The 20,403-nt window shown below is 31.0% G+C and carries 15 protein-coding genes, 1 tRNA gene and 5 pseudogenes; 9 read left to right on the top strand and 12 right to left on the bottom strand.

Translation table 11 applies throughout. The features are described from left to right. Positions 1–58: 58 nt before the first annotated feature. Both JJC05_RS10380 and JJC05_RS10375 read right to left on the bottom strand, forming a co-directional pair. The gene (locus JJC05_RS10380) at positions 59–940 is read right to left on the bottom strand and encodes a transposase (protein WP_235877352.1); all 882 of its coding nucleotides are present in this window, start codon (positions 938–940) and stop codon (positions 59–61) included. 59 nt (positions 941–999) lie between these two features. Next, positions 1,000–1,383, bottom strand: a complete 384-nt coding sequence (locus tag JJC05_RS10375) for an IS110 family transposase (RefSeq protein WP_235877351.1) — start codon at positions 1,381–1,383, stop codon at positions 1,000–1,002. Between the two features lie 335 nt (positions 1,384–1,718). On the opposite strand from JJC05_RS10375, the gene JJC05_RS10370 reads away from it, so the two are divergent. The 4 genes and pseudogenes from JJC05_RS10370 (at position 1,719) to JJC05_RS10355 (ending at position 4,851) form a co-directional block, all read left to right on the top strand. Continuing rightward, positions 1,719–2,489: a TatD family hydrolase gene (locus tag JJC05_RS10370; RefSeq protein WP_105195337.1), complete on the top strand. Its 771-nt coding sequence runs from the start codon at positions 1,719–1,721 to the stop codon at positions 2,487–2,489. Positions 2,490–2,603: 114 nt separating this feature from the next. Continuing rightward, positions 2,604–3,739: pseudogene (locus JJC05_RS10365) on the top strand (1-acyl-sn-glycerol-3-phosphate acyltransferase). Next, the gene (locus JJC05_RS10360) at positions 3,723–4,757 is read left to right on the top strand and encodes an asparaginase (RefSeq protein ID WP_088393654.1); all 1,035 of its coding nucleotides are present in this window, start codon (positions 3,723–3,725) and stop codon (positions 4,755–4,757) included. The pseudogene JJC05_RS10365 and the gene JJC05_RS10360 overlap by 17 nt, the downstream one beginning before the upstream one ends. Before the next feature lie 7 nt (positions 4,758–4,764). Further along, a tRNA-Ser gene (locus JJC05_RS10355) sits at positions 4,765–4,851 on the top strand. 1,313 nt (positions 4,852–6,164) lie between these two features. On the opposite strand, the pseudogene JJC05_RS18890 reads toward JJC05_RS10355, so the two are convergent. From JJC05_RS18890 to JJC05_RS17305, 5 genes and pseudogenes are all read right to left on the bottom strand, one after another. Beyond that, positions 6,165–6,392, bottom strand: a pseudogene (locus tag JJC05_RS18890) (thiol-activated cytolysin family protein); the annotation flags it as partial. Positions 6,393–6,439: 47 nt separating this feature from the next. Further along, the gene (locus JJC05_RS17315) at positions 6,440–7,240 is read right to left on the bottom strand and encodes a thiol-activated cytolysin family protein (RefSeq protein ID WP_258928586.1); all 801 of its coding nucleotides are present in this window, start codon (positions 7,238–7,240) and stop codon (positions 6,440–6,442) included. A 46-nt stretch (positions 7,241–7,286) separates the two neighbouring features. Further along, positions 7,287–7,664, bottom strand: a complete 378-nt coding sequence (locus tag JJC05_RS17310; protein ID WP_258928584.1) for a hypothetical protein — start codon at positions 7,662–7,664, stop codon at positions 7,287–7,289. A 1,033-nt stretch (positions 7,665–8,697) separates the two neighbouring features. Then, positions 8,698–9,414 (bottom strand): phosphoglycerol geranylgeranyltransferase, encoded by a 717-nt coding sequence (locus tag JJC05_RS10345; protein ID WP_088392562.1) that lies wholly within the window; start codon positions 9,412–9,414, stop codon positions 8,698–8,700. Positions 9,415–9,718: 304 nt separating this feature from the next. Beyond that, entirely contained in the window at positions 9,719–10,042 is a 324-nt protein-coding gene (locus tag JJC05_RS17305) for a 4'-phosphopantetheinyl transferase family protein (RefSeq protein ID WP_258928582.1), read from the bottom strand. Between the two features lie 378 nt (positions 10,043–10,420). Here JJC05_RS17305 and ahcY point away from each other — a divergent pair. The 5 genes and pseudogenes from ahcY (at position 10,421) to JJC05_RS18315 (ending at position 14,855) form a co-directional block, all read left to right on the top strand. Beyond that, positions 10,421–11,736 (top strand): annotated as a pseudogene (gene ahcY / locus JJC05_RS10335) (adenosylhomocysteinase). Positions 11,737–12,205: 469 nt separating this feature from the next. After that, a complete protein-coding gene (locus tag JJC05_RS18330) occupies positions 12,206–12,475 on the top strand; it encodes a nicotinamide mononucleotide transporter (protein ID WP_309597312.1) in 270 nt (89 codons plus the stop codon). Continuing rightward, positions 12,475–12,795: a nicotinamide mononucleotide transporter family protein gene (locus tag JJC05_RS18325; protein ID WP_309597311.1), complete on the top strand. Its 321-nt coding sequence runs from the start codon at positions 12,475–12,477 to the stop codon at positions 12,793–12,795. The genes JJC05_RS18330 and JJC05_RS18325 overlap by 1 nt, the downstream gene beginning before the upstream one ends. Beyond that, a pseudogene (locus tag JJC05_RS10325) lies at positions 12,750–14,695 on the top strand (DUF4301 family protein). Before JJC05_RS18325 ends, JJC05_RS10325 begins: the two are co-directional and overlap by 46 nt. Before the next feature lie 52 nt (positions 14,696–14,747). Beyond that, entirely contained in the window at positions 14,748–14,855 is a 108-nt protein-coding gene (locus tag JJC05_RS18315; protein ID WP_374226294.1) for a DUF4301 family protein, read from the top strand. A gap of 278 nt (positions 14,856–15,133) precedes the next feature. Here the strand turns inward: JJC05_RS18315 and JJC05_RS18885 are convergent, their stop codons facing one another. From JJC05_RS18885 to JJC05_RS19065, 5 genes and pseudogenes are all read right to left on the bottom strand, one after another. Then, positions 15,134–15,877 carry an alpha/beta hydrolase family protein gene (locus tag JJC05_RS18885; RefSeq protein ID WP_374226293.1) on the bottom strand — a complete coding sequence of 248 codons (744 nt, stop codon included), beginning with the start codon at positions 15,875–15,877 and terminating at the stop codon, positions 15,134–15,136. After that, the gene (locus JJC05_RS18880) at positions 15,871–16,020 is read right to left on the bottom strand and encodes a hypothetical protein (RefSeq protein WP_374226291.1); all 150 of its coding nucleotides are present in this window, start codon (positions 16,018–16,020) and stop codon (positions 15,871–15,873) included. Before JJC05_RS18880 ends, JJC05_RS18885 begins: the two co-directional genes overlap by 7 nt. Positions 16,021–16,121: 101 nt before the next feature. Continuing rightward, entirely contained in the window at positions 16,122–16,625 is a 504-nt protein-coding gene (locus JJC05_RS18875) for a TolB family protein (protein ID WP_374226290.1), read from the bottom strand. After that, entirely contained in the window at positions 16,594–17,049 is a 456-nt protein-coding gene (locus JJC05_RS18870; RefSeq protein ID WP_374226289.1) for a hypothetical protein, read from the bottom strand. The genes JJC05_RS18875 and JJC05_RS18870 overlap by 32 nt, the downstream gene beginning before the upstream one ends. 94 nt (positions 17,050–17,143) lie before the next feature. Beyond that, a pseudogene (locus JJC05_RS19065) lies at positions 17,144–20,371 on the bottom strand (reprolysin-like metallopeptidase). Positions 20,372–20,403 lie beyond the last annotated feature (32 nt).

Below are 20,403 nucleotides of genomic sequence, written 5' to 3'. Positions count from 1 at the left end.
TTCCTTTACCTTTCCATCTTCACCATAGAGTCTAATGCGTAATTCTATCTAACTTAATTTAAGGAATTGATAAAGAAGTAGTTTCGATTCCGTATTTTTTAATCATTTTTTTAATTTGTATCGTTTTTTTATTCTTCATTTCTTGAATATATTGGTCTGTATTTATTGGTATATAATGTTGTTTTTTGACTATCATATTCCAAATTATAACTGCTATTTTTCTTGCTGTTGCTGTAATTGCAGCACCTCTTCCTTTTTTAAAAGAAATCCTTTTAAAGAACATAACGAGGTAACCTTCTTTTTTTCTTTCAATTGTATTTGCCGCATTTCTTAATGTCAATGCAAATTTATTTTTCCCTTTTGGAGTTCTGCTACTCAAAACCTTACCTCCACTAATTTTATTATTTGGAGCTAACCTGAGCCAATTCACAAATTGCTTGGAGGTCTTGAATTTATATATATCGGTGCCTATTTCGGCTAAAAAACTAGTAACGGTTCCTGAGCAAACTGATTCTATAGCAAAGAGATCTACTCCAAAAAGTTTTAAACTATATTTCTGTACATCAAATTTGGGTTGGTTTTTCCCTTTATTCTGTTTCTTTACCAATTCGATATCTTCTGATAAAACAATTTCTCTGGTTTGATTTTTCAGCACTTGATCAATACGAGTATCGGTGTTTTTTATTTTATCTTGAATAAGTCTGTAAATATCATAACAATCGGAAAGCTCATGTAGGTATTCATTGTTTATTTTACCTTGCAAAGCGTCGGCTATTTCTTCTTTGCTTTTTTTAACTCGTTTGTCGCAATATTCAGCTAATTTTTCACCTGAAGTTTCACCTGATAGTATCATCTCAATTACTCTTATTCCAGAAACTCCTGTGATGTCACTTATCACAACGTCGAGTCTGAAGTTCATTAAACGTAATGCTTTTTGCATTTTGTTTACAAAGCTTGAACTTTGTTCAATCAAACTAGAACGATGTCTATGAAGTGTTCTTATCTGCAAAGTGCTTTCAGAGGGCAAAAAGAACCTCGTAATAGCCCTAAAGAATGAAGTTTCTGTATCCATTGTGCATCTTTCACATCTGTCTTTGCTTTGAGGTTTTTTGTTTGAGTCCCTTGAACCAAAAGAACTTCAAAACCATTTCCCTGCAAGATCATAAACAAAGATTGCCAATAACTCCCTGTGGACTCCAAAGCAACACTACGAATCTTGTTCTCTTGAAGATAAGCTACCAAAGCGCATAATCCTGATTGATAAACATTAAATTCTCTAATTTGATTTTCATCCTGTCCTATGGCTACAAAATGAGAACGTGACCCAACATCAATTCCTGCAGCATTGGGATTTACAATTTGCATTTTTTCGAAACTTTTCATAAAATATTTTTTTATTAAAATGCGAGGAAATGTAATATCTTTGCTTAAATTATTCTATACGAGATAACATGGTGTTTCATCATTGATTGTCTCAAAGGGCTTCCAAATGGAAGCCTTTTTACATTTCAGCCAAAATCTGGGAGGGGATAAATTCACCATTTTATACATAGGCTTCGCTCGCAAGTACAAGTTAGCTCTCATTTGTCAAAGAACAATACTTTCTTGAAATCTGGGTTAATGCTTAGATATACTATTAATATCCATTTCTTTCTTAAAACGATCCTTTTCAATCTGCCTTAGAAAAAGTAACTTTGCCTAATAGAAAAGTTAAAATTATGATTCTTACGGACACTCATACGCATTTATATTCATCTCAATTTACTGAAGATCGTTCTGAAAGTATAAAAAGAGCAATAGATCTTGGCATAAATCGTTTTTTTATCCCAGCAATTGACTCTAGCTATTTAGAAAGAATGTATAAATTAGAAAAAGAGTATCCTGAAAACATTTTCCTAATGATCGGATTACATCCATGTTATGTAAAACCCGAAAGCTATAAACAAGAATTAGCCTTAATAGAAGAAGAATTGACCAAAAGAAATTTTTATGCTATTGGAGAAATTGGAATTGATTTATACTGGGATAAATCAACTTTAGAAATTCAAAAAAAAGCCTTTAGACATCAAATACAATTAGCAAAAAAATACAAACTTCCTATTAATATTCATTGTCGTGATGCGTTTGATGAAGTATTTGAAATATTAGAATTAGAAAAAGGAGAGGGTCTTTCAGGAATTTTTCATTGTTTTACAGGAACTTACGAACAAGCATTAAAAACGATTGGCTATGGTTTAAAATTAGGCATTGGAGGAGTTGCTACCTTTAAAAATGGACAAATAGATCAATTTTTAAATCAGATTAATCTTAATCATATAGTATTAGAAACAGATGCTCCTTATCTGGCTCCTACTCCTTATAGAGGGAAAAGAAATGAGAGCGCATATATCATGCTCATTGCTCAAAAATTAGCTACGCTTTACAACTGTAGTGTTGAAGAAATAGCATCTATAACGACTCTTAACTCCAAAGAAATATTTGGTATTTAATATTTTAACAAAATAAGGAAAAGCTAAATCTGATGCACTATTTAGGTTTTTAAAATTTCTTTATTCAAAATTGTTTATTTTTTTGTTCATTTGTATTAGAAATTTGAATTTGCGATGCCAAAATTTGATGCTATAAGACCGTATTATGATGCCGAAGTAAATCAAGCATTACAAAATGCTGCAAATCATCCCATTATCAAAGAAATAATGAATTTTGCTTTTCCAAACGTAGAAGATAGCGTTTGGAAAGAGCAGTTGTTGCGTACGCACTCTATTCGTGATTTTCAATGTAACTTTTTATATCAAGCTATTCAAAAGATAGTAAAAAAGAGCTCAGATGGATTGAGTACTTCTGGATTTGAAAAATTAGAGCCTAACACCTCTTATCTTTTTATATCCAATCATCGTGATATTATACTTGACACCTCTCTACTCAATATTTCATTATTTGACCATGGATTGGTAATGACAGCATCAGCAATAGGAGATAATTTGGTTAAAAAGACTTTTTACGTTCATTATCTCGATTAAATCGTAATTTTATTGTTCAGAGGGGACTTCCTCCTAGAGAACTTTTACAAAGTTCGCAATTAATGTCTGAATACATAGAACAACTATTATTACGTGAAAACCGATCTGTCTGGATTGCTCAACGAGAAGGAAGAACTAAAGACGGACATGATGCCACCCATACAGGCGTTTTAAAAATGCTCGCAATGGCTGCTAATGAACGAAATGTTTTAGATTATTTCAAACAAATTAAAATCGTTCCTGTTTCTATTTCTTACGAATACGACCCAACTGATGCTTTAAAAATGCCACAACTAATGGCAGAAGCTAACAATGAAACGTATCAAAAAAGTTCCAATGAAGATTTTGATAATATATTAAGAGGTATTATAGGTCAAAAAAAACATATTCATATTCATATAGGGAATATACTAGATACTGAATTGGATCATATTAAATTGGAAACATCAAACAGCAACAAACAAATTCAAGAAGTTGTCAAAATCATAGATGATTCTATTCTTCAATCTTACCATCTATGGCCAACAAATTATATTGCTTATGATTTACTTTTCAAATCCAATCGTTTTGAATTAAAATACAGTCTACAAGAAAAATTACTTTTTGAAAGACGTTTAGAAATGCGAATAGATAGTAAAAATCAAAAAATAATGGAAAGCTTCTTAGCAATGTATGCCAATCCTGTTGTTAATAAATTAAAGTATGAGCCTAATCTCTAAATCCAATATATTACTAATTTATACTGGAGGCACTATCGGGATGGTAAAAGATACCGAAACAGGTGCTCTAAAAGCTTTTAACTTTAATAAATTATTAAAGAATATCCCTGAGTTAAAGCTATTAGATTGTAATATAGCAACTATTTCTTTTGAAAAACCAATAGATTCTTCCAACATGAATGTGGAAGGATGGGTAAAAATAGCTCAAATTATAGAAACTCATTATGATCAATATGATGGTTTTGTAGTTCTACATGGCTCGGACACCATGTCTTATTCTGCTTCTGCTTTGAGCTTCATCTTAGAAAATTTAGAAAAACCCGTCATATTTACCGGATCTCAATTACCTATAGGTGATTTACGAACCGATGCCAAAGAAAATTTAATAACAGCTATTCAAATTGCGTCTTTACAAGAAAGAGGAAAACCCGTTATTTCAGAAGTTTGTTTATATTTTGAGTATAAACTTTATAGAGGCAATCGTACAACTAAAATAAGTGCTGAACACTTTAATGCCTTTATTTCGCCCAACTTTCCTTTTTTAGCGGAGTCTGGTGTTCATTTAAAAGTAAATGAAGAATATCTCCTTAAAAAAAGCATAGACAAAAAATTACACGTTAACCTTCAATTTGATACACATGTTGCAATTCTAAAGATGTTTCCCGGCATATCAGAATCTGTTATTAATGCTATTCTATCAATACCTCATCTAAAAGGCATTGTATTAGAAACATACGGATCAGGCAATGCCCCCACTCTTGATTGGTTTATTAATCTATTAGATCAAGCTATACAAAAAGGGATTCACATTGTAAATGTAACACAATGCTCTGGCGGGAGTGTCAGTATGGGACATTACGAGGTAAGCTCACAATTGAAACAAATAGGGGTAATTTCTGGAAAAGATATAACTACTGAGGCAGCCATAACAAAATTAATGTTTTTATTAGGCCAAAATATTGGATTTTCAATTTTTAAAACTATCTTTGAAACCTCTATTCGAGGTGAAATGGAATAGCAAAACTAGAGAGGTGTCCGAGTGGTTGAAGGAGCAAGCCCGGAAAGTTTGTATGTGGGTAACTGCATCGAGGGTTCGAATCCCTTCCTCTCTGCTAGAATATTAATAAACAATTGCAAAACCCTTTAAATATAGTATTTAAAGGGTTTTTTAGCATTATCAAATAATCATTTAAATAAAATTTACAGCGCACTTCTTGGGGCTCTTTATGAAGACACAACAAATGACTAAAAAACGAGGCGATCCTTTTCGGATCGCCTCATTATATTATTCTAAATTTACATTTAGAATAAGAAAAAAAAACAATTAACTATAATCTAAATAAACTAATTATTAACTAAAAAATTGATATAAAAAGCATCTCTTAATTCCTTTAACAACTAACATCATTTTATATCTTTTCACATTTAGATTTAATATTTTAACTTTATAAATCTACTCCTGCTACTTTCATCTTTATCAACTAAAACAATATTTTTTAAGTAATTACTTCCCTTATTATATTGATCCATATAATCGGCAGTTATCAAACAAAATGTATTCGATTATAATTTATAAAATTAAAAAGTTGATCCCATTAAAAAAGTATACTACCAAAAAGTCTTTCTCTTTTTATCTAAAAAGCGAATAAACAGCCGCATTCTATTAATCATAATTCATTTTCCTTTCATCACTAACACCTTACAAATATAACATTTTGAATTGAAAAATAAAAATTATATAACAAATTATATTTTATTTAACAAATATTTAAAATAAAAGCCAAATACTAGTCTTTGTCATGAAGATAAAAAGACAGAGAGAATAAAAATGTATACAAATTTTTATCGCAGACCTATTTTACTACATTGGGGCAAAAAATAGGCGTTTATTTTACGTTTAAGGTCATTTATAACTTGTATTAAATTTCGAAAATGTAACTTATTAAAATTTTAAATCATACAGCAGGTAATTATTAGCAAGCATCAGAAAAATACCTTTTGAAATCATATAATAAAAATTCATGATAAGAAAAGCATCATTATTTTAATTATTTATTCATCTTATATCATTAAGTTCATAGCATAAATATCTAATTTTAACCAAACAATCAGTCGGATCTATTTTTTTGAAAATAGCTTACACAAAATATTTCCAAGATTATCGGAATGTTTTAGTAAAAAAGAGGTTGTCCAAAGTTTAGGACAACCTCTTTATAGTATTTTTAAATTGTTACTTTGAATAGGAATATTAGTTTATACGGCTATTTCCTTTACCTATAATCGTAAAATTCACATACGGCGCGGCTTTTCCTCCAATACTTCCTCTAATTCTAATATTATTTTCTAGTTTTTCCATAGAAGGTCTTACACTATTATTGTATAACTCGTTTTCTGTTATTTCTTTAAAACCAACTAAAACATTATTGGTTCTAGCTGCTTCTACAGGCGCATAGGAGCCAAAACTTATCGTTTTATCATCAAATGAATATGAAATTTGGTTATATGTCCCTTTTGAAGTACCATATTGATTAACTGCTAAAGCATATCCATATTTTCCAGCTGGAATAGAGCTTGGTGGTAAGTTTAAGAAACCACTACCAGACCAAGGAGTATAATTTTTTAATATAATTTCTCTATCTGTATTATTAAATATAATAATTTTAGCACAACTATTATAACCATACTCCTCGTGTAATTTATCTACTCCTTTTTAGCATCTTCAAGAGTTTTGGTTGTGTATAAAGATTCTTCACATTCTGAATATGTAGATACTCCATTAACATTATGAGTAGCATCAAGGTTAGATTCTATATTTACAGCTGTATACTCTATTGGATACCCTGGATTATCTTTAGAAACCTCTGCTCCATTCACAACGAAATCTCTTACTTTTTCAAAATTTCCTGCAAAAGCTCCAAATGCTGCATCTAATCCACCGGCTGCATTACCTCCTAATTGTTTTGCATATACTTTTGTATTTTGTAATGTAGTAGAATATTTTGATTTTTGATCTACCGATATTGTTGCGGCTGGATTCTTATATGCAAAATTTAAAGCTTGTTCCATTTCGAAAGAACTTTCATCTGATTCATAAACTAAAGTATATAATCTACCATATGTTACAGATGATATATAAACAGCTGGGTTATTTGGCCCAATATATTTATCAAATTCAGCTCTCGGATAACCCTTTTTTATCCAACCAAAATCTCCCTGAAGACCTGGTTTTGCAGATACTGACACGTTAAAGAATTTTTGCTTAAGTGTTACAGCATAATATGTCTTATTCTTTTTAAAGTTTATACCTAAACTAGCTGATAAACCTACAGAAGGTCCTGTATAACCTACTCCTAATGCTACTTGTAATTGTTTACTGTCATACGTTCTCTGAATTTCAACTGCATAATTAGCTGGAAACTTAGTTCCTGATGTATAATATGAATTTAATATCTTTTCTAAAGCACCTTGTACTTTACCAGCTGTTGGATCTTCTACTTCCAAACTTGATGGTTTTGATTCATTGGATGAAAAAGCATCTACTTTTACCTCAATAACATTTCTTCCTTTTGGATCGATAGGAATAGACGCTAAGTTTCCTGAAATAATAGTTGATCCTTGAACAATGTTTCCCCGGCCACAATAAATGAGTCCCTCCTCCTAATTTTGAAAAGTTATCAAATGTCTTGTTATAACTTTCCTCAATTGTCTTACAACTAGAAGATCCTGCTTGATCTTGTGGTGACGAAACGATTCTTCTACTAATTTGTAATTCCGATTTAGGACCATCGTGAATACTCCCTTGCTTAAGTTCTTTTCCTTCGTTATCTGATCCCTTAGTTGCAACATCTTCTTTATTACAACTCAAAACAGACAATTGCATTACCGCTAGTAATGCCCATTTGGCGTTTAATTTTAAAAAATTCATATATTTATTTATTTGTAATTATTTCTCCTATATATTCTTTATATTTTTATTGGTTATAAAAAATACTACATAAACCTCATTCCTATTTCCTTATAAAGAATCCAAATAAATGGACTATCTTCTTTACCAATCTTTCTGTTTATTTAATATTTTTTTCATTAATAAGGCTATTCTTGTATTTATTAGGTCTAATTTAGATTACTTACTTTTCAAACGACTTAGAATATGATGCTATAAAAAATAAGTAACAAAAATTAAAAACATTACACTTTCTTCTCTCCCATTTGGTTGATAACCATTACATCAAATAGCGATAATTCAATTTCTTTTTAAATATTATTCTCTTGCACAAAGATAACATTTTTTATTCAAAACATGTTTTTTATAACAATTTTATGTTTTATTTAACTTCATATAATTTATTTAAGCTGAAAAAAACACATTTAAGCATAAAATATATTTTTAAATAATAAAACAACTAAAAAATCACAAAGTATTATAAAGCAAAGTAAAGAATAACAAAAAAAACAATTGTGCTTTTTCAATAATTAATCATGATAGTGTTAGTGTTTTAATTTATAGTTATTGTTTTTAAATGTTTACAAAACAATTATTCTTATCTTAATCAGAAATTAACCAACGGAAAACCTGAAATAAATACTTACGAAGCCATTGTATTTAATTTAATTTTATTATATCATCTTATCTTTAATTAACAAATACTGCTAAATAAAATGAAATACAATAAAGGTTTTCTGAGAAACTTATATCTGTTGATATAAATTTTACTAGAATCATAATTTATAAAATGATTTTTATTGAGAGCAATGATAAAAACTGGCCTGACTAACTGAAGAGGAAATTTGAGTTATTAAAAAGACAAGGACATAAGTAAATTCCTTATATGACTCCAACGAATTGACACGATAAAATTATTAGTATGAATTTAAAATCATTTAAGCTTTTCATTATAGTAAATATTTTACTATGAATAGTTCTAATAATGTTTGAATAGCTTTTTAAACAACTTGAATTAGTCAAAAAAATTAGCATCTTGTTCAAATGCTGTACCTATTACAACCATATCGGCACCAGCTCTGTAAGTTTCTTCTATAGATTCTATCGATCGTATTCCTCCTCCAACAATAATGGGAATTGTAAGATTTTGAGAAACTTCACGAATCATTTCTAGTGGAACTTTTTCTAAAGCCCCACTTCCTGCTTCTAAATAAATAAGTTTACTACCTAAATACTCTCCTGCTTTAGCTGTTTTGTACACTAAACTAACATTTTCTCGTTCTATGGGTTTCGTTTTGCTAACACGCTCAACCGCAGTTTCTATTCCTCCATTTATTAGAATATAAGCGGTAGAAATAATCTCCAAATTCATTTTTTCCAACAAATCTATTGAATTGATATGGTGCTCAATTAAATATTCTGGGTTACGACCAGAAAGTAAAGTTAAAAACAATAAACCGTCTGCTTGATGTGAAATTTGTGAAGGATGCCCTGGAAAAATTAATATAGGTAATTTACATTCTTTTTTTAACTCTACAATTAATTCGTCTATAATCAAATTTTGAACAATACTTCCGCCTATAAAAACATGAGTAGCAGAGGATTGATTAATTTTTTTAGCTAACAAATTAGCATCCGAAATCTTAATTTTGTCTGGATCAATTAAAATAGCTAATAATTTTTTGTTTACTTTCTTTGCTTTAAGGATGGACTCATAAATCGTAATTGGCATCATCAAATTAATTTAACGATTCAAATTTAATCTTTTTATCTAAACAAATATTTTATTCTTATAAGCTGTATTTTATGATAATTATTTCATTTAATATGATATTCTATACAGTTTTAATAAGATCTAAAGGCACAAACCAAGATATAATCTTCTATCATACAAAAATTTATATTAAAATCTTCGACTTGATTATTAAAACGTAATTGTGCTTTGCAGTGATTATCTTGTAAATCAAATGTTTCTTCAAAAATATGATCCGGAAAACTAATCCCTGTTTCATTTTTTATTTTAAATATAGATTCTTTTATCCCCCAAATAGTAACAGCTTTTTGTATTTGTTCTTTTTTGAAAGGTTTTCTATATGTGCCATATTCATATAACGTGGTGCTATACGAAGGACTTTTTCTTTTATTTTCTCTATATCTAACCCTATAGCTTCTTTACTTAATGCAATTGCTGAAAATTCATAAGAATGTGAAATACTTATTACTAATGGTATTTCATTGTTTTTAGAGTTTAGAAAAGGTTTACCACTAATATCATAACTCAAGTCATAATCTGTATAACCGCAATATTCTAATAACATTCGAACTCCTAAAAAGCTTTTTCGATGACTTTCAGAACGCATACTTTTCAATCTATCTAACGATTGATCCTTTAAATATACCTTTCTTAATAACTCCTCATAAGTTTCTGAATTTTTCCACAGGTATACGATAATTTTGTCTGAAAAATGTATTTTTTTATAAAAAGGCATCTTACATTTAATTAATTCCAAAAGTCCACAACGATTATTTTAAAACAAGTTAGACGACTTGCTTTTTTATTTTGAAATAATTACAAACCACAGAAAACGCCCAAAAAGACAAACGCACTGATAATTAAATAGTTATAACAAAAAAACAATTATTAATTTATCTAAATCTGTTGGCAAATCAAAAACTAATCCGTAGTTTTGTACCCGATTTATTTAATTTAATATTAAAAAACAAATATACTAATATAGATGAGTACTACAACAATTCCGTATGTACCTTATAAGGTTAAAGATATTTCTTTAGCAGAATGGGGAAGAAAAGAAATTCAATTAGCAGAAGCTGAAATGCCCGGTTTAATGGCTATTCGTGCTGAGTATGGGCCAAGTCAACCATTAAAAGGTGCTCGTATAGCAGGTTGTTTACACATGACTATTCAAACAGCTGTATTAATTGAAACTTTAGTTGCCTTAGGAGCTGAAGTAACTTGGTCTTCTTGTAATATATTCTCAACACAAGATCATGCTGCTGCTGCTATTGCTGCTGCTGGTGTTCCAGTATATGCTTGGAAAGGCATGAATGCCGAAGAGTTTGACTGGTGTATTGAACAAACGTTATTTTTTGGAGAAGACAGAAAACCTCTAAATATGATTCTTGATGACGGTGGTGATTTAACTAATATGGTATTTGACAAATACACCGAATTGGTTGAAGGGATCAAAGGTTTATCTGAAGAAACAACAACAGGAGTTCACCGTTTATACGAAAGAATGAAAAACGGTACGTTATACATGCCAGCTATCAATGTAAACGATTCCGTTACCAAGTCAAAATTTGACAACAAATATGGTTGTAAAGAATCAGCAGTTGATGCTGTTCGTCGTGCAACTGACGTAATGTTAGCAGGTAAGAGAGTAATAGTTTGTGGTTACGGTGACGTAGGTAAAGGTACTGCTGCTTCTTTCCGCGGAGCAGGTTCTATTGTTACCGTTACAGAAATCGACCCAATTTGTGCTTTACAAGCAGCTATGGACGGTTATGAAGTAAAACGTTTAGATACTGTTATAGGAAATGCTGATATTGTAATTACTACAACAGGAAACAAAGACATTGTTGTAAGTCGCCATTTTGAAGCAATGAAAGACAAAACGATTGTTTGTAACATAGGTCATTTTGACAATGAAATTGATATGGCATGGCTAAATGCTAATCATGGTTCTACTAAAAAGAAGTAAAACCACAGGTAGATATCTACAATGTAAATGGTAAAGAAATCATTATTCTTGCAGAAGGGCGATTAGTAAACTTAGGCTGTGCTACAGGTCACCCATCATTCGTAATGAGTAACTCTTTTTCTAACCAAACATTAGCACAAATCGAATTATGGACTAACAGTACAGCTTACAAAAACGAGGTGTATATGTTACCTAAACATTTAGATGAAAAAGTAGCAGCTTTACACTTAACTAAATTAGGTGTTGAGTTAGAAACCCTATCAAATGACCAAGCGGCTTATATTGGTGTAGAAGTTAAAGGACCTTTTAAACCTGAATATTACCGCTATTAATATTGCTTTCTTATAAAAATAAGGCTGTTCAAAATCAACATTCTCTTACTTTTACTCTAGTTAATCAACAAAAAAACTGAGCAAATTAAGAAAAAGACAATAGAACAGCCTTGTTTTATTTTGTTTGAATTTATTTAAACAAACATGCTAAACTACTGTACTCTATCAAAAAGATAGAAATACACAGAATTTATTCTACCTCAAATGTAATTTCACTACGTTGAAAGCAGAAATAATATACTTTTTTCTAAAACTCAACATCTTTTTTATCTGTAAAAAATCACTTCATTCAGGACTAAAGTATAATCTAGAAAAATATAACATATTATTACTCCTATTTTTAACTCACTTTTTACTAGTTTTGTTCATAAACATTTTACATTCTATTAATTAAGGCTAATTTACATTTTTCAAATTATTTAAAGATCATGCTTAATCAGATACTAATACAATACCAAAATGTTCCCTATTGGCAAATTGGACTAGAAACTATTGCTTTTATTTTTGGGATTTTGAGTGTATGGTTTGCAAAAAAGAAAATTACTTAGTTTTTCCTACTGGAATTATTGCCACAAGCATAACCGTTTACATTATGTATAAAGCTCAATATATGGCTGATATGAGCATTAATATATACTATACTTTTATGAGTATCTATGGCTGGCATAAATGGGGGCAATTTAAGTTGAACAAAAAAAACATTGTACAAATTACCCAAACCAATAAAAAGAAAAAATAATGGGATTTATTATGTTCTTACTAACAGCCATTGTTTGTATTGGTATTTATACTATTTTCAAAATCAAAATACAACAAAATAATTGGATTGATATTTTTACTACTTGTATATTTTTCACAGCCATGTGGTTTATGGCCTTAAAAAAAATAGAAAGTTGGAGTTTATGGATTATTGGAGATTTTCTTATTATTCCTATACTTTGGTCAAGAGAACTTTATATATTTGCCCTCCAATATATTATTTTCACAATTTTAGCCATATTGGCCTATTTAGAATGGAAGAAAATCTTAAGCAAAGAAAAACAAATACTCTCAGAATAACCACTTACGGACCAGAAAGTACTGGAAAAACAACGCTCGCACGCGATCTAGCAAATCATTTTAATACCGCTTGGATAGTAGAATATGCTAGAGATTTTTTAACAGAAATTCTTGATAAAGAAGGACGTATTTGTGAAGAAAAAGATTTACTACCCATTGCTATTGGACAAATTACTATTGAAAATGAAGCGCTAAAAAAAGCCCAAAGATTTTTATTTTGTGATACAAATGCCCTTGTTACTAAAGTATACTCTGATATTTATTATAATCAGTGTTCTCCTCAATTAGAAGAAGCCGCTAATTTACATCACTATGATCTTTATTTTCTAACAGATAAAGATATTCCTTGGGAAGCAGACGGTTTAAGAGACAGTGCTGAATACCGCAATTTATCATTTGAAGTATTTAAAAAAAATTTAATACAATACAACAAACCCTTTATTCAAATAAGTGGTAATAGAGAGGAACGTTTAAAAAAAGCAATCAAAATTGTAGAAGATCTAGAAAAAGCACTAAATGCAGGCTTTACAAGCCATGAATTTGTAGAACTCTACAACCAAAACAAAAATATTGATTTAATCATTAAACAAATTCATTACTTACGAAAAGGAATTACTAAAACCGAATTAATAGCTCCTGCTACAATTGGAAAAGGAATAATAAAATTAAGCCCTGAAGAACAAATTTATTACATTAACTATTTCAACTCAAACAAGATAGATAAAACATTAGAAAAATTTATTCCTGCTTCAGGTGCTGCCACTAGAATGTTTAAATTTTTACATGATTTTATACTCGATTTTAATCCCGAGGAGGAAACTATCAATGGTTACATCAACCGAACCAATAATACTGCTTTAGAAACTTTTATCGCAGGAATTGAAAAGTTTCCATTTTATCAAGAAGTCATTACAAAGTTAACCATTCAAAACAATCATTACAAAAAATTATCTGCTGCTATAAAAAAATATCTTTTCATTAAAACAATATTAGAAGACCCCGATTTTAATTTTCTTAACAAACCAAAAGCTGTACTTCCTTTTCACAAAAACGAAGAGAGAATTAATACTCCTATTGAAGAGCACTTCAAAGAGTCTAATCAGTATGCTTGCAATAATAACGGAAATATTCATTTTACTATTTCAGCCGAACATGAAACTTTATTTACGGAATTAATTAATCAGCTCCCTAAAGAATTAAAAGAAAAAACACGTGTTAGTTTTTCTTATCAAGATCCTTCTACTGATTCTATTGCATTAACTAAAAACAATAAGGTATTAAAAAATAAAGAAGGTAAATTTCTTTTTCGCCCAGGGGCCATGGTGCTTTACTTTATAACTTAAACGATAGAAATGCTGATATTATTTTCATAAAAAACATAGACAATGTTTCTCAAAATCATTCTGAAATCATAACAGAATACAAAAAAACCTTAGCTGGTATTTTGTTAGAAATTAGTACCAAAAGTCATAATTACCTGAAAGAACTAAATAAAAACAAATACAATAATGCTCTAATACAAGAAATAAAAAATTTCATTGAGAATAAACTTTCTATAATTATAAATACTGACTTTGATGAGTATAAAGAGGAAAGTCAAATCAGAATTTTAAACTATTTTCTAAACAGACCAATACGTGTGTGCGGAATGGTAAAAAACGAAAATGAACCCGGTGGTGGTCCTTTTTGGATAAAAGATAAAAAAGGAAACTCAACCTTACAAATTGTTGAATCCGCACAAATTGACCTAGAAAATGAGAATCAAAAATCAATTTTTAAGTCTGCTACTCATTTTAACCCTGTAGATATTGTCTGTTCTATAAAAGACTACCAAGGTAATAAATTCAACTTATTAGAATTTACAGACCCTAACACAGGATTTATAGTTAAAAAAAAATAAAGACGGAATCCAATATAAATCATACGAACTACCGGGATTATGGAATGGTAGTATGGCCAATTGGATTACTCTTTTTGTAGAAGTCCCTCTTGATACCTTTAATCCTGTCAAGACTGTTAATGATCTTTTAAAATCGGCCCATCAACCTGAAATTTTATAATTTAAAATCAATTCTATCCAAAGAAAAAGTCACACAATAAGCTCATGGATATCATTTGTTTTTTTATTTCTTGAAACATTATCTATAGGGCATCTGTAAGATCTATAAAGTCTAATCCAAAAATACAAACCCCATTTTTAAAGTAAAAGCCTAAAAACGGGGTTTAAAAATTTAAAATCCTGAATTGAAAGAAAATAAAGTGAAATAAATTTTCGCCTATTCACTTCGAGTCTAATGCGAAATTTGAATTTATAGATACATTATGATTTTTGAATCATCTATAAAGTCTCTTTAAGCCATTTAAAAAATTCACGTTGCCATACTAACGCATTTTGAGGTTTTAAAACCCAATGATTCTCTTCTGGAAAATGCAAAAAGCGACTTTTAATTCCTTTTAATTGAGCCGCTTGAAAAGCTTCTTGCCCTTGTCCTAGCGGAACTCTATAATCTTTACCTCCTTGAATCACTAAAATAGGCGTATTCCAGTTATTAATTAAATTAATAGGATTAAAATCATTATATGTTTTTTGTGCAACAAGATTGTTTTTTTCCCAATACGCTCCTCCAGAATCCCAGTTAGTAAAAAATATTTCTTCTGTTGTACCATACATACTTTGGGTATTAAAGATGCCACAGTGTGAAATGAAAGTTTTAAAACGATTATTGTGAATTCCAGCTAAATAAAATACAGAGTATCCTCCGTAACTAGCACCCACCGCTCCTAGTCGTGTTTTGTCTACATAGGATTCTTTTGCTACATCATCAATAGCTGATAAATAATCGTCCATAACTTGACCTCCCCAATCTTTACTTATTTGTTCATTCCATTTTACACCATGACCAGGCATACCTCTACGATTTGGAGCAACTACAATATAACCTTGTGATGCAATTGTTTGAAAATTCCAACGGAAAGAATAATATTGAGTTAATGCGCTTTGCGGTCCTCCTTGACAATATAATAACGTAGGATATTTTTTGCTCGGGTCAAAGTTTGGAGGAAATACAACCCAAACTAGCATTTTTTTCCATCTGTAGTAGTCACATAACGTTTTTCGGTTTTACATAAATCTAATTTGTTGTAAGTTTCCGTATTAACGTGTGTTATTTGATGCCAAGATTTGTTTTTTAAATGATACGAATAAATTTCAGTAGCGTGATTCATATCATTTCGAGACAAAAGAATTTGGTCTGTAGTAAAATCTATAATTTGAGTAACATCAAAATCGCCATTTGTAATTTGTTTAACGCTAATAGCTGCTTTAGTTAGCCCGGAAAATTTACCTCAAATAATTGTTTGGTACCGTCTATAGGAGCAAGAAAGTACACTTTTTTACCCTCTTTACTCCATTTAAAACTTTCTACAGTACCATCCCAGTTCGCCGTTAAATTAATCTCTAATCCTTTATGTTTTACAATAATATCATTTTTATCTGCCTCATAACCGTCATTTTTCATTTGTAACCAAGTAAGATCTCCATTAGGTGAAAATTCAGGATGTGTATCATAACCAAGATTATTAGGTGTCAAATTTAAAGTTTCCTTCGTTTCAATATTGTATTGGTATAAATCGGTATTTGTACTAGTAGCATAAGCCGTTCCTGTCTTTTTTTTACAAACATAGATGATGTTTTTACTGTCAGGAGACCAAATATAATCCTCATCACCTCCAAATGGTTTCTGTGGAGCGTCATAAGGTTCGCCTTCCATAATATCTACAGGCGGTGCTAAACGTACATTAGGAGCTGGCACACCACCAAAAAAAAACATGGTTGTATGTACCATCTCGCCAAGTATCCCAATGACGATAATCAAGACCATCATATACTTGAGCATCTGATTTAGACAACTCGGGATAAATATCTTTTCCTAAAACAGGTGTTATTTTTACTTCTTTATCTGAAAGTAAATACATTCCGTCAGGAGAAATGTTTTTGTTTTTTATTAATTCTTTGTATTCTTCAATTTCAATAGGACTACCACCTGTGACAGGAATACTATAAAATTTATTAGTAGACTTATTTTCTTCAACAGATGGAGTTCCTACTTTATAAATTATATTTTTACCATCTTTTGATAGTCCAATAGGAGTAACACGACCGAGTTTCCAAAGTAAATCAGGAGTCATGATATTTTGTGAAATTCCAGAATTAATACTCATAAGCGTTACGCTTAATAGCGCTAGTTTTTTCATCTTTAATCTTTTTGCTAAAATAATCATTTTATCTGCAAAAAAAGCTATCTCTAAGAGATAGCTTTTTGGCTGGAGGTTGGGTTAATTATCAAAGTTATTCTTTGATAAAGCGTTTAGTAACCGTTGTATTCAGATCAGAAACTTCTAATACATAGTTTCCAGCACTACAATTGGTTACATTTATTTTTTCGTCATTTATTTTTCCTTCCAAAATAATTTGTCCAACTAAGTTATACACTTTATAGGTAGCTGATTCAGAAGTTCCTTTAACTGAAAGTATATCAGAGGTTGGAATAGGAAATACCGTAATATCAAGTTTTGATATACTATTTTTTTCAACTTCTTTTGCGCTGGAAGAAATGTTAATAGTATAATCTTCTACCTGACCATAAGAAAAAGCTTCACATGCTGTAGGAATACCATTATATTTCATAGAAACTCTCATTCGTGTTGTTCCTAAAGTAGCCGTTGTTGGAACTGTAAATGTACCCGAAACCGATGTTGTAGTAGAAGCCGCTTTAGTCCAAACTGTTTCACCTGCATCTGCAAAATCACCATCTTGATTGTAATCAATAAAAACCGCATAGCCTTCAGGGTAAGTTGTTGAAGCCCAAGAAGGAGTAATTGTTATAGTTTGTGCATTACCTCTTATGGCTGAAGTTGATAAAGTGGTAAAATTTTCATAGCCAACAGTTCCTGTAGAAGAGTTATTTATTGATCCAATTACAACTTTTGCTATTTTTTCATCAGCAGTACTATTTCCTTTGGATGTACAATATGTTAAAGAGTTAGAAGATGTAGTTACGCTAACAATGTTACTTGCATTAGAAATGTTACCAGCAGCATCTTTAGCTTTAACAGTAAATGAATAGGTTGTAGCTGCAGTTAGTCCAACAACATTATATGAGGTAGAAGAAGTTGTTCCTAATAAAGTTGTTCCTTGATAAACGTTATATGCTGTAACGCCTACATTATCAGTAGCCCCGCTCCATGATAAATTAGTAGTCGTAGTCGTAGTACCTGATGCGCTTAATGTTGGAGCTGTTGGAGCTGTTGTATCAATTACAGGAGCTGAAGTCGTTACTGTTATAGCATTACTAGCATTGGAAATGTTACCAGCAGCATCTTTAGCTTTAATAGTAAACGTGTATGATGTAGAAGCTGTTAACCCTGTTACATTATAAGTAGTAGCAGTAGTAGAACCAATTAATACTGTATCCTGATATACATCATACCCCGTAACACCTACATTATCTGTTGAAGCAATCCAAGACAAACTAGTTGATATTTCTGTAGTACCAGAAGCCGTTAAGGCAGTTGGAGCAGTTGGAGCGATTGTATCAGAGGAACCGGCAACAACTGTAATGTTAGCATTATTAACATCAAAAAGATATGATTTGAACCTTTTACCATGATTCTACCTGTAGTAGTTGCGGTATTAGGAATCGTTATATTTTCTGTACCATCATTCAAAGTTCCAGTTAACAAGGGGATCCAAGTAGCACCATTATTGGTTGACCATAAAATGTCTACATTAGCACAGTTAACACCATTTGCAGTTGTACCTGCCACATTCCAAGTTACCATTTGAGAGGTTCCTCCTGTATAAGAAGTAGCACTTCCTTGTGATGTAATAGAAAAAGGTCCTGCCGTTCCATTTACAGTTACAATCATATCATCTGAGTTATTTGCAGATCCTCCTGCTCTGTTATCACGAACAGTAAAACGGAAATTCATAGTTCTTGCAACAGAAGGTAACGCTTCTACTACAATATCTGTTCCTTGAGTAGTTGTTCCTCCTGCTAAAACAGAAGTCATTTGAGGAAAATATCTCGAAGGAGAGGTAGTTGGATTGTATGATCTAAATGTAGGACCAGCTGTTTTGGTAGCACTAGCGGCAGAACTTGTTCCTGTTTGTGATGAAGTAGCATTATCAAATTGCTCCCAAGCATACGTTAAAGCATCTGCATTTGCGTCAGTACCTGCACCTGTAAGTATAAAAGGAGTGCTTTTAGGGATGGTAAAATCTAAACCTGCATTTGCTGTAGGTACAGCATTACCTGTTGCTGTGTTTACAGAACAATTTTTATTTTTGATATTATTTGTAACTTGTTGGATACTAAAAGCATGAAAATAAGCGTCTGAATGAGGTTGTACATCTTGAGCCGTAATACCTGCATATCCCATAATAGTAGAGCCTGATCCTCGGTTCCATGTTGGCACCAGTACCTTCATTTCCATGTGAAAAAGTATGATTAGCTCCAAACTGATGCCCCATTTCATGCGCTACATAATCAATATCAAAATTATCTCCTTGTGGTACTCCATCACCAGGCGATGTATAGCCAGAACCTTTATTTTTGTCCGTTGTACTTACAGTATCATCTACACAAATACAACCAATACAGCCTGCATTACCTCCGCCACCAGAAGCACCAAATAAATGTCCAATATCATAAGCTCCATTGCCAATAGTATTGGTTAAATTATTTTGTAATTCAGTATTCCATGCGCCTCCAGAACCTGTAGATGCCACAGAATAAGGATCTGTAGAAGCATTTGTATAAATAAGAACATCATTGTTAGCGATTAAGTTCATTCTAACATTGAAATCTTTTTCAAAAACGCCATTTACGCGAGTCATTGTGGCATTCATAGCCGCCAATGCTTGTGCTCTAGTGCCTCCAAAATAAGCCGTATATTCTCCTGTTACAGAAAGGGCTAGACGAAAAGTTCTCAAAATAGCATCATCAGCGTTTGGTCGTAAATTTGTCCCCGAAGTCCTAAAACTAGGTACTACTTTATCTATCACTTTACATTCAAAAGGAGATAAATCTTCTTTTTTATCAGTTTTTTTATAAACAGAATATGTTTTCAAATCTTTTGAATATGGTTCAATAAAAGAAGCTGATTTGCCTGCATTTAACGTCATAGACTTAAATCCTAATGGAGACATACTAAAATAGGCCGTTGAAGTAGGATTGTCAATACCTATTCCTATATAGGAACGGATTTGAGGGTATTTAGCCTGTAAAACAGGATCCATATTAGAATTTTCATAAACTCTAAATTTTTCCAAATTTCCTTCTGAATTAGGAAGCGAAATAACTAATGTTGAAGAAGAACGACTAAAACGATTCGTTGATTTGGCTAATTGCTCTTTGATTAAATCTATATTTAAATCAAAGAGATTTTTTTCAGGAAGCTGTATTTTACTGTTTAACAAGGCTTTACGACTTGTACCTGTACGTTTCCACAAGTCATTTTGCCCCAATACAACCCCTGTTGCCAATAAGGCAATTAAAAGTAGTTTATTTTTCATTTTATTTATTAGTTGGTATTAATAATAATTGC

It is taken from the genome of Flavobacterium davisii, assembly GCF_019565505.1.
In the GTDB taxonomy this organism is placed as follows: Bacteria; Bacteroidota; Bacteroidia; order Flavobacteriales; family Flavobacteriaceae; genus Flavobacterium; species Flavobacterium davisii.
The sequence above is the reverse complement of the archived record's forward strand: the minus strand, read 5'-3'. Positions and strand labels throughout refer to the sequence as shown.

Bases quoted from the DNA above. Each gene is read 5' to 3' on its own strand.
- JJC05_RS18315 (WP_374226294.1), top strand. From the start codon at position 14,748: ATGGCCAATTGGATTACTCTTTTTGTAGAAGTCCCTCTTGATACCTTT.
- JJC05_RS18880 (WP_374226291.1), bottom strand. From the start codon at position 16,020: ATGAATCACGCTACTGAAATTTATTCGTATCATTTAAAAAACAAATCT.
- JJC05_RS18325 (WP_309597311.1), top strand. From the start codon at position 12,475: ATGGGATTTATTATGTTCTTACTAACAGCCATTGTTTGTATTGGTATT.
- JJC05_RS18870 (WP_374226289.1), bottom strand. From the start codon at position 17,049: ATGAAAAAACTAGCGCTATTAAGCGTAACGCTTATGAGTATTAATTCT.
- JJC05_RS10360 (WP_088393654.1), top strand. From the start codon at position 3,723: ATGAGCCTAATCTCTAAATCCAATATATTACTAATTTATACTGGAGGC.
- JJC05_RS18875 (WP_374226290.1), bottom strand. From the start codon at position 16,625: ATGTTTTTTTTTGGTGGTGTGCCAGCTCCTAATGTACGTTTAGCACCG.
- JJC05_RS10345 (WP_088392562.1), bottom strand. From the start codon at position 9,414: ATGCCAATTACGATTTATGAGTCCATCCTTAAAGCAAAGAAAGTAAAC.
- JJC05_RS10370 (WP_105195337.1), top strand. From the start codon at position 1,719: ATGATTCTTACGGACACTCATACGCATTTATATTCATCTCAATTTACT.
- JJC05_RS17310 (WP_258928584.1), bottom strand. From the start codon at position 7,664: ATGAATTTTTTAAAATTAAACGCCAAATGGGCATTACTAGCGGTAATG.
- JJC05_RS10380 (WP_235877352.1), bottom strand. From the start codon at position 940: ATGCAAAAAGCATTACGTTTAATGAACTTCAGACTCGACGTTGTGATA.
- JJC05_RS18885 (WP_374226293.1), bottom strand. From the start codon at position 15,877: ATGCTAGTTTGGGTTGTATTTCCTCCAAACTTTGACCCGAGCAAAAAA.
- JJC05_RS10375 (WP_235877351.1), bottom strand. From the start codon at position 1,383: ATGAAAAGTTTCGAAAAAATGCAAATTGTAAATCCCAATGCTGCAGGA.
- JJC05_RS17305 (WP_258928582.1), bottom strand. From the start codon at position 10,042: ATGCGTTCTGAAAGTCATCGAAAAAGCTTTTTAGGAGTTCGAATGTTA.